The following is a 15,820-nucleotide window of genomic DNA, read 5'->3' as shown; positions in this document are numbered from 1 at the left end:
ACGATGGAGGGCATGAGAGCCAAACTCCAAGAACGACTTGCAGCAGGCTTCGGCCCGGGCGGTGTGCACACACTGTTCGGGCTGGGTTTGCTAGCTTCCCTCAAGGGATTGGCCCTCGTGCTCATGGCCGAGGCCGTCGCTCGCGGTGTCGTCGGCGTTATTGAAGCGGATGCCGCAGCCTGGCAATTTGCGATCGTGCTGGGGGTTGCAGCCGGCCTTCTCCGCGCGGCTACCGCCTGGGCAACGGAGAGTTTCGCGACCCGCGCCGCGTTAGGCGCCAAGGAGTCTCTGCGCCACGAACTCGCGGAGCGAGTACTCACCGGTTCCGATGCTCGCCCGGGCGCAAGCACCGCGATTGCAACGGTGGGGCTCGATGAGCTCGACAACTACTTCCGCGTGGTGCTGCCGGCGATCGTCACTACCGCAACGGTTCCGCTGCTGATTGGCGCCCGCATCCTCTCGGTCGACTGGGTGAGCGCGCTCATCATTGTGCTGACCGTTCCGCTCGTTCCGGTGTTCATGATTCTCGTCGGTGGTCATACGCGCGAGCGGGCCGAGGCGGCCAGCGCAAGCCTCGAACGCCTCTCCGATCACCTCGTTGAGCTCGCCCGCGGCCTTCCCGTTCTTGTTGGCCTGGGCCGGGTTGCCGAACAGGCGAAGGCACTGCGCGCAATCTCTGCCGAGAACCGCACCAAGACAATGGAGACCCTGCGCACCGCGTTTCTCTCCGCTCTCGTTCTGGAACTTATCGCCACCATTTCGGTTGCGGTCGTTGCTGTCTTCGTCGGCGTTCGACTCGTGGATGGTCAGCTCTCCCTCACCGTCGGCCTCATCGCTCTCGTGCTCGCGCCCGAGTGTTTCGCGCCCTTCCGTGAGTTGGGCTCCGCGTTCCACTCCTCCGAGAACGGGCTCACGGCCCTGCGCCGCGCCCGCACGATCATTGATGCACCGCGCGCTCGGGAGCACCGCCAGAGTGCCGGCGGCTTCCGGGTCGTCGACCTCAGCATCTCTTATGAGGGTCGCGCGCGGCCCGCTGTGGACAAGCTCAGTTTTCGCGCCGCGCCCGGCACCATCACGGCTCTGGATGGGCCCAGCGGCAGCGGAAAATCCAGTGTTCTCGAGGTACTGGCGGGCAATCGCGAGCCGAGCGGCGGCAGCGTGTGGGGCATCGACGTCTCCCGTGTGGCGTGGGTTCCGCAGCATCCGCACACCGTTGCTGACACCGTGCTCGACGAGCTTCGGCTCTACAGCAGCGACGCGAAAGCCATTCGTTCGGTGCTGCTCGACCTCGGTCTCACCGGTGTCGAGGATGCCGATCCGCGCCAGGTGAGTCCCGGCGAGTTGCGCCGCATCGCCGTCGCCCGCGGACTGCTGCGCGTTGAAGCGGGCGCCACCCTGTTGCTGCTCGATGAGCCGACCGCACACTTGGATCCGGCATCCGCTGCCCGCGTCGAAGCCGCGCTAGCTGATCTTCGTGGTCGTCCCGTGACGGTGCTGGTTGCATCGCACGAAACGGGAATCGCCGCGTTGGCCGATCAGGTTGTGGCCGTGGGTGCATCGGGCGGAACCCGCGCTGTCGAAGCGCGCGTTGACCCGCTGACCGCGGAAGGGGCAGTGGATGCTGACGCTCTCGACGCGCCGCGCACCACCCGCGCGACCCTCGCCAGCCTGCTCGAGTTTGTGCGCCCGTCGCTCGGAACCCTCGTGGGAGCGATCGCTCTCGGCACCGGCGCGAGCCTCTTCGCTCTCTCCCTCACTGCCCTCTCGGGGTGGTTGATCGTGCGGGCCAGCGAGCAGCCGCCGATCATGTTCTTGCTCGTCGCCATTGTGGGCGTGCGGTTCTTCGGAATCGGTCGCGCGGCGCTTCGCTATGCCGAGCGCCTCGCCACTCACCGCGCTGTGCTCGGTTCGGTGATCGAGCTGCGGGTCGCCCTGTGGAACGGTCTCGGCGCACGCGCTCTGGGCTCGCGCGCTCTCGCGAATGGTGGGGTCGCGCTCGACTACCTCGTTGCCGCCTCGGACCGGGTGCGCGATCTCGTTCCCCGCGTCGTGTTGCCTCCCGCCGTTGCATTGGGCACTTCGCTCGCCGCCCTCATCGCCGTCGGGCTGCTGCACGCTCCCGCTGTTCCCGTGCTGCTCGCGGGTCTCGCCGTCGGGCTTGTTGCGGCACCGATCATCGCCGTGATCGTGGACCGCTCAGCCGCCAACGGCATCGCCGAAGTGCAGTCGCGCGTCGTTCGCGCCTTCGCCGCCATGACCGGAGCCGCGACCGACCTGCGCGCTAACGGCGTTGGTGGGCGGATGCTCGCCCGCGTCGATCACATCGACGCCGAAGCCGGCGCACTCTCCCGCCGCAGCGCCCGCGCCCTCGGAATTGGCAACGCCGTCGTCGTGCTCGCCTGCTCCGTGACCGCCGTCGCGATGCTGCCCGTCGCCGCGCCCGCCGTCATCGCCGGCACCCTCCCGATCGGCATCGTCGCGGTGCTCGTACTCATCCCCATCGGGCTCGTGGACTCGCTGATCGCGTTCGTCGACTCCGTGCAGCAGTGGCCGGCGCTGAGCGCCGCACTGGCAAAGGTGCGCGGGGTTACTGCCGGGGTTGAGCGTGCGGATGGTGCTGGCGGGAACGACGCGCGCGGCCGCGCAGCCGAAACGGCGGACGGCAAGCGTGGAGCTGCAGATGCTTCTGCTGCGGGAACGCGACGCGGCAACCGCGCGCGGGCCGGAGCCGCGAGCGCAAACCAACCACTCGGTGACGTGACCGTTCTCGAACTGAGCGAGCTCGGCATCCGCTGGCCTTCGAGCCCTTCGCTGGCGTTCTCGGGCGCGACCGCTCGGGTTGAGCGTGGCGAGTGGCTTGTCGTGGAGGGTCCGTCGGGCGCGGGTAAGTCGACGTTGTTGGCCGCGCTGCTCGGGTATCTTCCGGCGGCCGCGGGTTTGTGGAGCCTCAATGGGGTGGATGCCCGCGAGCTGTCGCCCGAGCAATTGCGCGCAGCGGTCACGTGGTGCCCGCAGGAGTCGCACCTCTTCGATTCAACGATTCGCGCGAACCTGCTCTTAGGCCGCGCCCACGATGATCAGCCGACCGAGCACGAGCTTGTTGCGGTGCTGCGCCAGGTGGGTCTTGGCCCGCTCTTCGATTCGCTCGAACGCGGCCTCGACACTCGGGTGGGTTCGGCGGGCGAAAGCCTGTCGGGCGGTGAGCGTCAGCGCCTGGCTGTTGCGCGCACCCTGCTGACCCGGGCGGATGTCGTACTTCTCGACGAACCGACCGCCCACTTGGATGCCGCGAGCGCCGAGCAACTCATCACCGATCTGCGCACGGCTCTCGCCGACAAGATCGTGGTGCTCGTGAGCCATCACGACGATGAGCGTCGCGACGACGATGTGAGCTTGCGTCTTGGGGCACGCGAGATTGCTGCGGTCTAGCACCATACAAAGAGCTGCGGTGGGGCCGCTCGGAGTCAGTTGGAATAGCTGCCGATGAGTCTTACCGCTTGGTTCGCATTGTGGAGGTAAACCGTTACAGTGCTCGCTGAGCCTAGATTCGCGCAGGTAAACGACTTAGACGTCGCTCTGGAGCTCGCCGAGCAGACACGATCCGTCTTTGCGCCGCCATCTAGGTACACCCGTGCCGCATTTCCGCTCCACGAAACCGTAAATGGCCGACCGTTCACGCCGCTCAGCGTTGCCGAGCAGTACGTTTGCGATGTTTTACAGAGCACGTTGACGGAGAACGTGCTCGCCAGCGCTGGGGTCGGAGAAGCGACAGACATTCCGGCTGCGATGAGAAATGAAAGCACGAAAGCAGAAAGCGGATGGCGGAGTTTCGACTTGGTGTCCTACACGGTTGAATTCATTATGCGAGCATAGATCAACAAACTGCGCCCGCACTACGCTCACAGAAAACTCAGAGTATTGCGCACGCGTGCTTAACGAGCTTCCTCGATAGCCCAAAACGCATACACGGTGTCGCTTCGGCACTGTTGAGGAAATTCAGCAGGGATATCTTCCGCAGCCAGCCTCACGTAGCCTCCAGTGAGCACAACTCGTTGCCCCTCGCCCCCGCGATCTAGGCCAGGAAAGCTGATCAAGCCGTTGCTTCCCAGAGTCGTGCTTTGAGGCGGCATCAGTACGACCGAAGTTCCGCCCTTCAGCTCGACAGCGAGGCACCCCCCTGAATTCCAAGCAAGCGTGCCCGTGAGCCGGTCGCTGCCAGGGATCAAGGCGGAATTGGGTGCGTTGCCAACAAGGACGTAGCGATCGCCTTGGTGCTGAACTTTAATCACGTAGGTCACATAGCGCGCGACGGTGCAGAACGCAACAACCAGCACAGCAACAACCGCCACGCTCACTAACCGTTTGATCATCCGCCTTGTCCGTTCCCTACACGTGAGTTCTAACTCTTCGGAAAGATGCCTGCCCGGCCATCTCATCGGGCCCCGGGGCGGCCCTGATCGAACTCACACTCGCTCGCGTAGGGTGGCGCTCTACGTCCTCGTAGAAGAAATCGCGCCGCTGCCCTAAGGGCTGGCTGAAACCTCTAGAGAGTGTAGGCGACGACGACGTGAAATTGTGACCAGGAGCGCGCCAGCAGGTCGCTTCGTTGTAACCTCGAGTGAGAACGAGTCAAATTTCGGGGTGGCTCGAGGGGATGTGGACCAGTGACGACATCACCACCAGAACAGCGCATCGTTAGTGTTCCGACCCCAGCGAGCGCGCACCCGCAGCGAAACATCAAGGACATCGCCACCATCCTCGGCTGCGTCGCGGTGGCATTGGCTCTGGGCACTGTGCTCGTAGTGCTGGGAACCCCCTATTACGGCTCGACTGGCTCAGAGCTGCTGCACGCTTTTGCCCGCGCAACTGCGGTGGGCCTCCCGGTAGCGGCGCTGTTCGGCGTGCCATTCTGGTTGTGGCTGAGCACACGGGTTCCCGCTCGCGCACTCCCCATCGCACTTTTCATCGCGCTGAGCCCACTCTTCGGGATCGTGCCCGGTCTCGCCGTCTTGGTGACGGGACTCATTGCCCACCTAGAGACACCAGTGTTCCTCGGCAGGTTCATGATCGGCGCGGGAGCGTGGACCGCCCCTCTCGCGACTGCGCTGTACTACCTGGTGCTGGGCAAACGACCGCGGATCGCGATCTCGCTCGGCGGCATCCTGGTGGTTCTTGCGCTCGTGGGCTGGGTGAGTATCGCGATCAACGGCGGCTAACTCCCGAACAGGTCGCTCGCGACCGTCTTGTAGACCGACTCCGGGTTCGAGGGGTGGTAGATGCCAGCGAGTACATCGCGTTGCAGGCGCGCAAGTTCGCTGGTGCTGCGGAAGGCTCCTCCCCCGGCCGAGCGCATGACTTGGTCAACAACGTGGCGTGCGGTTTCGATGCTGCGGTGCTTCACCCCGGTCAGCTTGCGGAACCACCCAGCCCCGTGATCCACGAGTCCGTCAACGTCATCGACGACGGCATGTAGTTGGGGTTCGATCGCATCGAGCGCAAGGGCGGCATCCGCCATACGCCAGCGCAGATCCGGATGCTCGGAGTACGCCTCTCCGCTGATGGCCGAGCTGCGCTGCTGCAGTGCTTCGACACCGAGTTCGAGGGCGCGGTCCGCGAGCCCCGCATAGACGGAGGCGATGAGCGGCAAGAAGTTGGCGAACACCGCGAAGATGAACGGATCGGCGTTGGGGCCGACCGGCAGCACGCGGGCGACCCGGTTCGCGGGAACGAAAGCGCCCTCCAGCACCGTGGTGTGACTTTGGGTGGCGCGCATGCCGAGGGTGTCCCAGTCGCCGAGCGAGCGCCAACCGGGTTCATCGCGAGAGATGAAACCGTGCACGAGGGTTTCGGTGCCATCGTCGGCGGTGTGCTTACCGAAAAGTCCGAGCTGAGTCCACGCCGGGGAGAGCGAAGTGAAGATCTTGGTGCCCGTGAACGCGTAACCGCCCTCGACGGTTTCGGCGGTGGTGAGCGAGTCCCACATGACGAGATCGTTGCCGGGTTCGCTCAAGCCGAAGGCGAAGACTTCGCCGGCTTCGGCATCCGCCAACAGCCAGTCGAGGCTCGAGTCGCCGCGCTCGCGCAGGGCCCAGGCGACGCCGATCCAGACGAGGTGCATGTTGATGGCGAGCGCCGTGGCCGGAGCGTACGCGGCGAGCAGTCGCTGGTCATCCGACAGCTCACGCAAACTGCGCGGCTTCAGGTAGCCAACGGCACGCAGCTCTTGCAGGTCTTCGGTGAAGAAGATGTTCTCGCGGTCGTAGCGTTCGGCGCGCGAGCGGATGCGATCGAGCAGCGCTGGGGTGAGTACCGTCATGGGTTCACGCTACCGCGCTGCGGTCAGTCTTCTCGCGAAGTGATGCCGAGGGCCTGTGGAATGTCACGGAGTCAGAGTCGCGCATCTGCTTGGCTGGCAAGAGAAAAGCTCCGGGTCCGCCTGCGCAGAATACCGGAGCTTTCGATTCGTGGCTTGGGCAACATGCAACAGCGGTCGTCCCAAGCTTTCCTGACAATTCTAACCGAGAGCTCCGCCAGTGACAACACACCCCAGTTCCGACCTGTGGATTGAAGACTGGCTCAGCGCCGGGCGGTTTAGGACTTATCTTGACGCCGCGGGCGGCTCTCGTCGCCGCGCTCTCCGCCTTTACGAGTGGAACGCCCAACTGAGTGCGGCGTTTCAGCACGATCTGGCACATCTTGAAATCGGTTTCAGAAATGCCTGCGACAGACAGCTCGATGCGGCGCGACACGCTGAAGAGGGTCATTGGACGGAACCGAGGAGCATCCTCACATTGTTCCCTCACTCTGCGCGCCGTAACCGCGATCAACCCAAGCCGCGTGACCGCAACCACCTTCCACGCCTCACCCTCGAACGTGCTCGCGCCCGTGCCGCTGAGGCAGGCCCGCCTGGGCTGCTTCCGGGAAAAGTGGTCGCAGAACTAACGTTCGGGTTTTGGACCTATTTAGTGTCAGACCTCCACGAGAAGACTATTTGGGTTCCTTGGTTGCACTCGGTGTTCCCCGAGGGCACCGATCGCAAGAAGTTGAATGCAACACTCACCTCGTTGCGCGACTTTCGCAACCGCGTGGCGCACCACGAGAATATCCTCGCCAACCCAGAGGCGAAGCGACCCAGCTTGTCTCCGTCGTCAAGCTCATCTCGCCTGAACTCAACGCTCACATGCAGGAGCAAAGCCAAGTCCTGGCTATTCAGTCGACGAGGCCGTAGGCCAGCGCGTCAGAGCGGAGTTGACCGCCACTGATCGCGCTCGACCGCAATCTGGCGGTCCAGCTCGCCGACGGGGCGAGCAACACCCACAGGGACCGGGTTGCTCCTCAACCATTCAGCCGCGTGTGCGGCGGTGTGCTCGGAAGCACTCTCAGGGGCGCCCACGAGGTCAGATCGCAATCGGCAGAACGTTGGGGTGCGGCTTCTTTCGCTCCGCCCACAGGTCGTACGCGGTCTGCATGCCGAGCCACAGCTCAGCACTGGTGCCGAGCAGGATTCCGAGGCGCACCGCCATATCGGCGGTAACGGACGCATGACCATTACGGATGCGCGACAGCGTCGACCGCGTGACGCCGAGTCGGCGGGCAGCTTCAGCGAGGCTGGTGTCGCCGAGGTAATCTTCCAGCAACAGGCCGGGGTGGGGTGGGTTGTGCATGCTCATTATTCCCGCTCCTTTCGAAACCGCGTCCGGCGCTAAGCGCTTTTCTGCAACTCGTCTGCGTACTCAGCCTTGCTGAGTTGCTGCACACGCTGGGGCGAAAGGCCCAACACGATTCCGGCATCCTTGTAGGTGAGTCCGTCTGCGCGGAGGCTGGCGACTGCTCGCCTCGCAAAGATCGCCGCTTGAGCACTCTCCTTGCGGGCGGTAGCCTCGAGGCTCTTTGCCCGCTCCCACGCTTCGCGCGCCTCACCGGGGATCTCGACATCGAGTTGGACATCGAATGTGTTGGGTTCGACATCGAGCCAGAGCCCGATGATTTCTCGGGCGACCTCTTCGACTTCCGAGGCGTTGCGCGCTTGGCCAACAGCGTCGAGCTCGGGCACGCTCACGAGCCACCAACGGCCATCTTTACGCGCTGTGACACCGTATGTCTTCTGGTCTGACATGACTTTCCCCTATCGCCAGTTCTGCGGGATCTCCGGCAAATTCTTCATCAACTGCCCAACGACTCCGGCGCTCACTTCTCCATGACGCGGAATCACTGCTTTTATCGACCCATCAGGCAGTCCCCACAGTTCGTGGCTGCCTTTTGCGTCGCGCAGGAATACCCAACCGTTCGCTCTCACTACCTTGATCACATCGCGGTACTTCTGCGGCTTCGGCATCAGCTTACTCTAGTCCCTCTTGATTTTTCCATCAAGCCCCGCTAGAGAAAATATTTACATGCCCTACTTTCACGCAACGGGACGAGGGTACCCGTCACTCACACTCGGCGCTCCTTAGCGCGACGACCGGCACGATAAAGCTCCCGAGGCTACGCCTTAATAACCGAAAGCACGTTCCCTGCGGGATCCTTGAACCACGCAATCTCGGACCCGTGCCCGCGCATGATGCCTTTCGCGTCGGTACCCATGTCGCCCATGAGGTCGTCGTCGCCATAGATCTTGGTGACCACGCCACGCTCGTTGAGCGCATCGACAGCAGCTTCGACATCCTCCACCGCGAAGTTCAGGATGGTGAAGCTCGCCGGTTCGTGGTTCTCTTTCGGATAGATCGTGACCTCGGCGCCGCCGGGGAGCGTGAGGCGCAGCGTGCCCATCCCGCCATCGGCGACCGCGAGGCCGAGGCTGTCGCGGTAGAAGGCCGCGGCGGCATCAAGATCGTTGACACTGAAGCCAGAGAATGCGTTCTTCGGAGCAAACATCGTGCACCATCCTTGTCGCAACTAGCGCGCACCGATGGGGCGCTGGGGCTAGCGTGCGTTCACAGTCCACACCCGCTGCGAGTCAGGCGCAACCCTCAACCGGTACCCATCGGCACCCGTCGGCCCCGAACGGCAACGACCGCTTAGACCCCGGAGAACCGTGCGATCGCGACAAAGAGCGCGAGCAGCAACAACACCGCGTTCACGGGGAGCGTCTTGAACTCACCACGGCGAACGTGCAACACCACAGCGACGACCTGCACGAGCACGAGGCCCACGGCAGCAATCGGAGTCAGGATGGGCAGGATGCCGATGAGCGCCGGCAGGATCAGCCCGAGAGCGCCCAGAACCTCCACGGCACCGATCGCGCGCAGCATGCCGAGCCCACCGCGTTCAGCCCACGGGAACGTCACGAAGGCTTCGTCTTTCGCGATTCGCACTTTCTGGCCGCCAGCGGCGAGGTAGGCGAGGGCGAGGAGTCCGGAGGCGATCCATACGGCAATGATCATTGATGCTCTTTCTGAGTTGGTTATGATTAGTGCCTAAGGCACGATCAGTAACCTAGACTGGTTCGAGCAGCCTCACAAAAGGCACACCGAGGTAACCAAGGAGCAGAATGCCCAACCGCGAGCTCGATGAAATGTGCCGTTCCAACGATGGCATTGTCGTGCGCGAAACCTTCGACCGCATCGGCGATAAATGGACGCTGCTCGTCGTCGGCATGTTGGCCGAAGGCCCACTCCGGTTCACTCAGCTGCGCCATCAGGTTCCGGGAATCTCGCAGCGCATGCTCACCCGCACTGTTCGCCACCTCGAACGCGATGGACTCCTCACTCGCACCGCCTACCCGGAGGTTCCACCGCGCGTTGAGTACGAGCTCACCCCGCTCGGGCAAGGGCTCCTGCCGCCGGTGCGCGCTCTCGCCGAGTGGGCGCTCGCTAACTCTCTTCAGGTTGAAGAGCATCGGCGTGCATACGACCACTCAGAAGCGCAATCGCCAGTAGCACCACAGCCACTGCTGCAATAGCCACGGCCACCCCGATAGTGCCAATGGCGGATGCCGCGAACGGCAACGCCAGCATCACGAGCACCGCAACGACTGTTGCCGATCGCGGAATCGACACCCGCTCCACCATGGGCGCGTGCAGCAGCCACAGCAGCAGAATGAAGAGCGCGACAGGCAATGCCAGAGAGTAGCCGACCACGAGCTCGCTCGACTCGAGGTCTGCCGTGACCGCTCGCACCGACACTTCGATGCCGGTTCCGACAGCGGCGAGCGCCGCGAACAAAAAGTAGTGGCCGTAGTTCCAGTACAGGTAGCGTTCTCGTTTGTTCTCGAGGCCCTCGGCGGCAGGTTCAGAGAAGTACAGCCACCAGAGTGCGAACAGCAGCACGAGCCCGGCGACCGATGCAACGACGAGCGACGGCGTCAGGCCCTCTTCGAGCGCCTCCTGCACCGCGAACGTCGACGCGAGCACGCTTTCGCCGAGAACCAGAATGGTGAACTTTCCGTAGCGCTCGGCGATGTGGTGCGGATGCCAGGAGAGTCGCTGTGCACGGTCAGCCCAGAGCGGCACGGCCAGTTCGGCGAGCACGATGATCACGAACGACACCATGGCCAGCTCGGCGGGAAGCAGGAGCCGCAACAACCAGCCAACCTGCACGATCCCGATACCGAGGGCGTAACGCCCGGCGGTCGCGCGCGTCTTGGGGTCGTCTTTCACCGCGCGCAGCAGGGTCGCGATGAGCCCGATCCGCAAAATCAAATACCCCACGGTGACGGCTGCGAAGTTGCCGTCGTCGAAAGCCATGGGCACTCCGGCGGCGAGAACGAGGATGCCGCCCATCTGCAGCATGGTGAACAGACGGTAGGGAACGTCATCCGTGTCGTACGCCGACGCGAGCCACGTGAACTGGTTCCACGCCCACCAGATGGAGAAGAAGACCATGAGGAACGGCGCGATGGCTTCGAAAGCGTGCCCCACTTCGACGGCGTGGGTCAGTTGCCGCACCACCGAGGCGACCGCGACCACGAAGGTCAGGTCGAAGAGCAGCTCAAGCGGAGTCGTTTTGCGGTGCGGCTCGTCAATATCCCGAGCCACCACCCGCGAGCGCAGTGCGTTCATGCAACAACTTTAGGCACCCGCAGCCCCACGCGCCTGAATTTCAGCGCGCGAGAGGCGAGTACGATTTTGGCTAGGCGTTGCGGCAGAAGCAGCAACATCACGCGCTAGCCCGACGGTGGGTTCGAAGGGTTGAGTGGTTGTGGTTTCCTCTGACGTGAACGTGGATCGCACGGGTCGTCGTTCGCCAGCACGGTGGTTGCCGTGGGTGAGCGTCGTCGCTGCCGCGGGCATCATCTCGGTGATGACCGCTCCGGGCCAGACCGCCGGAATCTCCGTCTTCACCGACCCCCTCATTTCTGAACTCGACGTCTCCCGCACCGGCATCTCGGTCAGCTACTTCTTTGGCACGCTCGCCGGCGCCTCGGCTCAACCCTTCATCGGCCGCGCGCTTGACCGCTTCGGCGCCCGCTCCGTCACCATCGTCATCGGCGCCCTGTTCGCGGGCGTGCTGCTCGCCCTCAGTTTCGTCGACGGCATCGCCGGCCTCACCGCTGGCTTTGTCGGCGTGCGGATGCTCGGCCAAGGCGCCCTCAGCCTCGCTGCCACCACGGCTGTCGCCCGCGCCATCACGCACCGCCGCGGCCTGGCACTGGGCATCACCGCCGCGATCGGATCGGCCGGAATCTCCCTCGCACCCGTCGGTCTCGAACGGCTGATCTCGGCCGTGGGCATCCACGCCGCCTGGCGCTGGGAAGCCGCGATTGTGCTCGCGGTGGTCGTGCCCCTCGCGTTCATCCTGCCAAAGCGCAGCCGGGTTGCTGCCAGCGACGACGATCTCTCGACGGCGCAGATCGTCATCCAGAAGGAATCGTGGATGCTCGGCGAAGCAGCCCGCACCGGCATGTTCTGGGTCATCGCAGCCTCCCTCGCCGCCTCGGGCATGCTCAGCACCGGTCTCGCCTTCCACCAGATCGCGATTCTCGGCGAGCGCGGCCTGACCCCGTTTGAAGCGGCCGCCAACTTCTTGCCGCAAACCATCACCGGAATTGCCGCGACGCTGGTCGTCGGCGCTTTCGTCGACCGCGTGAGCCCCAAGCTCTTCGTGATCTTCTCGATGCTCACGCTCGCGGGTTCACTGCTGTTGCTCTCGGTTGTCGGCCCCGACGGCACCGCGGTGCTCTACGGCCTCGTACTCGGCGCTGCCGGCGGCACCCTGCGCGGGATGGAGGCGGCCGCCTACGTGCGCTACTACGGCACCGCCCACATCGGTTCCATTCGCGGCGTCACCACTGCCATTGCTCTGGGCTCGACGGCTCTCGGCCCCATCGCGCTTTCGCTTGCCGTCGACGCCAGCGGCAACTTCACCGAGCCGGCCTTCTGGTTCGCGAGCCTGCCCATCGCCGTCGCGGTGCTCGCGCTCTTCGTGCGTCCACCGCAGCGCCGCGCAAGAATAGAACCATGAGCACCAGCAACCGCCTCAGTGACCTCGGCATGAAAATCATGAACGGCGTACACCGCACGATCCTCGCAGTCTCGGGCGGTCGCCTCGGCTGGACCCTCGGGGGCATGCCGTCACTGGAGCTTCACACCACCGGCCGCGTGTCGGGCATCCGCCGCTCCACGCTGCTGACGGCACCCGTGCATGGCGATGGCCGCTGGGTCATCGTGGCTTCCAAGGGTGGCGATGATCGCGATCCGCTCTGGTATCGCAACCTGCAGGCGGCTCCCGATGCCGAGCTCACCATTCGCGGGCGCACTTTCCCGGTGCGCACTCACACCGCCAGCCCCGCCGAGAAGGCCGAGCTGTGGCCTCAGATCGTGGCTGCCAACTCCCGCTACGCCGAGTACCAGGCCAAGACCACCCGCGACATCCCGGTCGTCATTTGCGAAGAACGCTAACGCGCGGGCCCAGGCGACGCGCGGCCTCGCGGCCTCGCTGCCCCGCAAGGCCCCACACCCCTCGGCCGCTGGTCGCTAGTCGCTAGCGAAAACACGAATGGCCCGCGTTCGAGTCGCAGGCCATTCGTTCTGTTCAGTGCGCCAGGCGCAGTCCGACGCGTCTAGCGCCGAAGTTTGAGGTACCGTGCCGCCGTTAGCGGCGAAGTTCCAAGGTGCAGCACTTCACGCCGCCGCCGCCGAGCAGCAGCTCTGAGAGGTCGACGCCGATGGGGTTGTAGCCGCGTTCCTTGAGCTGGCGCTCGAAGTCTTTGGCGCGGGCGGCGATAACCACGTTATAGCCGTCGCTGTAGGAGTTGAGTCCGAGCACTGCCGCATCCTCTTCAGTAGCGAGGATAGCGTCGGGATACAGCGCACGGAGTTTTTCGAGAGAGGGCTCGTCGAAGGCGCTCTCCAAGTAGGCGATGTTGGTTTCGTCGAGCTTCGCGATGGCAGTGTCGACGTGGTAGAAACTCGGGTTAATGAGGTTGAGGGAGACAACGTTGCGGCCCGAGATTTCAGCGAGCTCTCGGTGGCTTTCGACCGAAGTGCGGAAACCCATGCCTGCAAGGATGTTGTCACCGACAAGGAGGAAGTCGCCCTCACCCTCATTAACATTTTCGGGGGAAGCTACTTCCAAACCGTTGGCGCCGAACCAGTCCATGTAGGCGGGGCCTTCAGCTTTGCGCTCGTCGTAGGTGAAGAGTGCGCCGTAGGCCTTGCCATCGATGACAAAGCCACCGTTTGCGGCGTAAACCATGTCGGGCAGGCCATCGATGGGGTCAATGAGCTCAACGGTGAAACCGAGGTCAATGTAGGTGTCATAGAGCGTCTGCCATTGCTTGACAGCCAGGCTCGTGTCTGTGGGATCGTTGGGGTTCATCCACGGGTTGATGCTGTACGTGACCGTAAAGAAGTCAGGACGGCACATCAGCACGGTCTTCGCGGTGGCCTGGCGTGCAGGCGTGGTCGATTCGGTGTCAGTGATCGTCATAAGCTCCAGTCTTTCACGCACCTATCCGCAATGTCTCGGCAATGTGCGCACTTTTTCGGCGCAAACGCTGGTAATTGCACAATATTTCGCCGTAGAGTGGAGGTATGGACAAGCTGGATGCAGGAATAATTGACATGCTCCGCCTCAATGCCCGCGCCGGCTATGGTGATATCGGTGAAGCCGTCGGCCTTTCCGCCTCCGCAGTTAAACGGCGTGTTGATCGCCTTGTTGCCAGCGGCGTGATCCGCAGCTTCACCATTCAGGTCGACCCCGCCGTCGACGGCATGGGCACCGAAGCGTACGTTGAGCTGTTTTGCCGCGGCAATGTTGCCCCTCACGAACTTAAGCGAATCCTGAGTGCTATCCCCGAAGTGGTGGATGCCGGAACAGTCAGTGGGTCTGCCGACGCCGTCGTTCATATGCGTTCTCGCGACATCCACTCTCTTGAAGTTGCTCTCGAACGCCTGCGTACCGCCACCAATGTCGACAACACGCGCAGTTCAATCGTCTTGTCACGGCTCATTCACCGCCGCTACGAATAGCGAGATTACGGTGTGGTTTTGCACAGCAAATCGCCCCGTAGACAACGAAATCCGTTTCGTAACATGATCTTAACCGAGCAAATCGTTGCACATCATGGCTTTTTCCGATTGACTACCTTGACGGTCCCGAACAAAATTTCGTGACCCCGGAGGTACGCAACGACGTGACAATTTCAGCCAAAAACACCAGCCATGCAGCACCCGCCGCGGGGGAATCTCCCGCCATCGCACCAAGCGCGAGCGAGCCTGAGGGCAGTGTTGTGCTTGAAGGTGTGACGAAAAAGTTCGGCGGCGCAACGGCCGTTGACAACATCAGTTTGCACGTGCGCCCCGGAGAGTTCCTCTCTCTGCTTGGCCCTTCCGGTTGCGGAAAGACCACCACGCTGCGCATGCTCGCCGGCTTCGAGGAGCCAACGTCGGGCAGCATCCGTATTTCTGGGCAGGATGTCGTGGGCATCCCGCCCCACAAGCGCAACGTCAATACGGTTTTTCAGGCCTACGCGCTCTTTCCGCACATGAGCGTTGCCGAGAATGTGGCCTACGGGCTTCGCCAAAAGGGCACCCCCAAGTCCGAGATTCGTGAACGAGTTACTGAGTCGCTCGATCTCGTGCAGATGCGATCCTTTGCCGACCGCAAGCCGACCCAGCTTTCTGGTGGCCAACAGCAGCGCATCGCGCTCGCTCGGGCCCTCATTAACCGCCCTGCCGTCTTGCTCCTCGATGAGCCGCTCGGTGCGCTCGACCGCCAGTTGCGCGAAGAAATGCAGATCGAGTTGAAGCTTCTGCAGTCGCGTCTCGGCATCACCTTCATCTTCGTCACCCACGATCAGGGCGAGGCACTCTCGATGAGCGACCGCATCGCGATCATGCGCAGTGGCCGCGTTGAGCAGTTGGATGACGCTGACTCGATTTATGACAACCCGGCGAGCGCCTACGTTGCTGGTTTCATTGGCCAGCAGAACTTCATCCCGGGCACTATGACGAGCAACCTCAGTGTCATGGAGTCTCCGTTTGGGCCGATTCGCGCTGCAGCACCCCACGATGATCTGGGTGACGGTGTCGAGGCCCAAGCAGCGGTGCGACCGGAAGCGGTTGCGGTTGCTGCCGCGGCGGCTTCCGATAGCTCGGCCGCCACTCGCGAGAACCAGATCGCGGGCAGCGTGATTGGTGTTTCTCACCAGGGCGAAACGTTGCAGTTCTTGGTGTCGATCGGTAACGACCAGACGTTGCTGTCTCGGGTTCCGCGCCCGAACGCGCCTCGCCTTGTTGTTGGCGACTCAGTGCTCTGCACGTGGGATGCGGCATCCGTTCGACTTTTTCCTAGTGAGCAAGCAACCCAGGCTCAGGCCGACATCGCTCGCGCGCTTACCAACCCGGCCCCACCAACCAGTTCGATCTCGCTTTAAAGG

At 63.4% G+C, this 15,820-nt stretch carries 16 protein-coding genes; 7 read left to right on the top strand and 9 right to left on the bottom strand.

Translation table 11 applies throughout. The features are described 5' to 3' along the window. The first annotated feature begins 12 nt into the window (after positions 1–12). The gene (cydD, locus tag ON14_RS09555) at positions 13–3,429 is read left to right on the top strand and encodes a thiol reductant ABC exporter subunit CydD (RefSeq protein ID WP_010204766.1); all 3,417 of its coding nucleotides are present in this window, start codon (positions 13–15) and stop codon (positions 3,427–3,429) included. A 503-nt stretch (positions 3,430–3,932) separates the two neighbouring features. On the opposite strand, the gene ON14_RS09545 is transcribed toward cydD, so the two are convergent. Continuing rightward, positions 3,933–4,370, bottom strand: a complete 438-nt coding sequence (locus ON14_RS09545; protein ID WP_010204762.1) for a hypothetical protein — start codon at positions 4,368–4,370, stop codon at positions 3,933–3,935. A 294-nt stretch (positions 4,371–4,664) separates the two neighbouring features. Between ON14_RS09545 and ON14_RS09540 the strand changes: the two genes are divergently transcribed. Further along, positions 4,665–5,216, top strand: coding sequence for a hypothetical protein (locus ON14_RS09540; protein ID WP_010204761.1), 552 nt, complete (start codon positions 4,665–4,667; stop codon positions 5,214–5,216). Here the strand turns inward: ON14_RS09540 and ON14_RS09535 are convergent. The 6 genes from ON14_RS09535 to ON14_RS09505 all read right to left on the bottom strand — a co-directional run bounded on the left by ON14_RS09535 (position 5,213) and on the right by ON14_RS09505 (position 9,383). Continuing rightward, the gene (locus tag ON14_RS09535; protein WP_010204760.1) at positions 5,213–6,316 is read right to left on the bottom strand and encodes an acyl-CoA dehydrogenase family protein; all 1,104 of its coding nucleotides are present in this window, start codon (positions 6,314–6,316) and stop codon (positions 5,213–5,215) included. The genes ON14_RS09540 and ON14_RS09535 overlap by 4 nt on opposite strands. 1,081 nt (positions 6,317–7,397) lie before the next feature. Further along, a complete protein-coding gene (locus ON14_RS09525) occupies positions 7,398–7,670 on the bottom strand; it encodes a HigA family addiction module antitoxin (RefSeq protein ID WP_010204758.1) in 273 nt (90 codons plus the stop codon). A gap of 32 nt (positions 7,671–7,702) precedes the next feature. Continuing rightward, the gene (locus tag ON14_RS09520) at positions 7,703–8,116 is read right to left on the bottom strand and encodes a hypothetical protein (protein ID WP_010204757.1); all 414 of its coding nucleotides are present in this window, start codon (positions 8,114–8,116) and stop codon (positions 7,703–7,705) included. Positions 8,117–8,125: 9 nt separating this feature from the next. Beyond that, entirely contained in the window at positions 8,126–8,335 is a 210-nt protein-coding gene (locus tag ON14_RS09515; RefSeq protein ID WP_010204756.1) for a type II toxin-antitoxin system HicA family toxin, read from the bottom strand. 149 nt (positions 8,336–8,484) lie between these two features. Then, complete coding sequence (locus ON14_RS09510) at positions 8,485–8,874, bottom strand: VOC family protein (RefSeq protein WP_010204755.1); 390 nt, start codon at positions 8,872–8,874, stop codon at positions 8,485–8,487. Positions 8,875–9,017: 143 nt separating this feature from the next. Further along, positions 9,018–9,383 carry a DoxX family protein gene (locus ON14_RS09505; protein WP_010204754.1) on the bottom strand — a complete coding sequence of 122 codons (366 nt, stop codon included), beginning with the start codon at positions 9,381–9,383 and terminating at the stop codon, positions 9,018–9,020. Positions 9,384–9,490: 107 nt separating this feature from the next. On the opposite strand from ON14_RS09505, the gene ON14_RS15470 reads away from it, so the two are divergent. Then, entirely contained in the window at positions 9,491–9,901 is a 411-nt protein-coding gene (locus ON14_RS15470) for a winged helix-turn-helix transcriptional regulator (RefSeq protein ID WP_081503535.1), read from the top strand. Here ON14_RS15470 and ON14_RS09495 read toward each other — a convergent pair. Beyond that, positions 9,813–11,000, bottom strand: a complete 1,188-nt coding sequence (locus ON14_RS09495; protein ID WP_010204751.1) for a low temperature requirement protein A — start codon at positions 10,998–11,000, stop codon at positions 9,813–9,815. The genes ON14_RS15470 and ON14_RS09495 overlap by 89 nt on opposite strands. Positions 11,001–11,133: 133 nt before the next feature. Between ON14_RS09495 and ON14_RS09490 the strand changes: the two genes are divergently transcribed. Both ON14_RS09490 and ON14_RS09485 read left to right on the top strand, forming a co-directional pair. Then, on the top strand, positions 11,134–12,402 hold the full coding sequence (locus ON14_RS09490) for an MFS transporter (RefSeq protein ID WP_010204747.1): 1,269 nt from the start codon (positions 11,134–11,136) through the stop codon (positions 12,400–12,402). Next, positions 12,399–12,839: a nitroreductase family deazaflavin-dependent oxidoreductase gene (locus ON14_RS09485; RefSeq protein ID WP_010204746.1), complete on the top strand. Its 441-nt coding sequence runs from the start codon at positions 12,399–12,401 to the stop codon at positions 12,837–12,839. The genes ON14_RS09490 and ON14_RS09485 overlap by 4 nt, the downstream gene beginning before the upstream one ends. 193 nt (positions 12,840–13,032) lie before the next feature. Here the strand turns inward: ON14_RS09485 and ddaH are convergent, their stop codons facing one another. Continuing rightward, on the bottom strand, positions 13,033–13,869 hold the full coding sequence (gene ddaH / locus ON14_RS09480) for a dimethylargininase (protein ID WP_010204744.1): 837 nt from the start codon (positions 13,867–13,869) through the stop codon (positions 13,033–13,035). A 104-nt stretch (positions 13,870–13,973) separates the two neighbouring features. Between ddaH and ON14_RS09475 the strand changes: the two genes are divergently transcribed. After that, positions 13,974–14,411 (top strand): Lrp/AsnC family transcriptional regulator, encoded by a 438-nt coding sequence (locus tag ON14_RS09475; protein WP_010204743.1) that lies wholly within the window; start codon positions 13,974–13,976, stop codon positions 14,409–14,411. A 140-nt stretch (positions 14,412–14,551) separates the two neighbouring features. After that, on the top strand, positions 14,552–15,817 hold the full coding sequence (locus tag ON14_RS09470) for an ABC transporter ATP-binding protein (protein WP_010204741.1): 1,266 nt from the start codon (positions 14,552–14,554) through the stop codon (positions 15,815–15,817). Positions 15,818–15,820 lie beyond the last annotated feature (3 nt).

The organism is Salinibacterium sp. PAMC 21357, from assembly GCF_000247645.1.
GTDB lineage: Bacteria > Actinomycetota > Actinomycetes > Actinomycetales > Microbacteriaceae > Rhodoglobus.
This window is presented reverse-complemented; position numbering and strand designations above follow the sequence as displayed.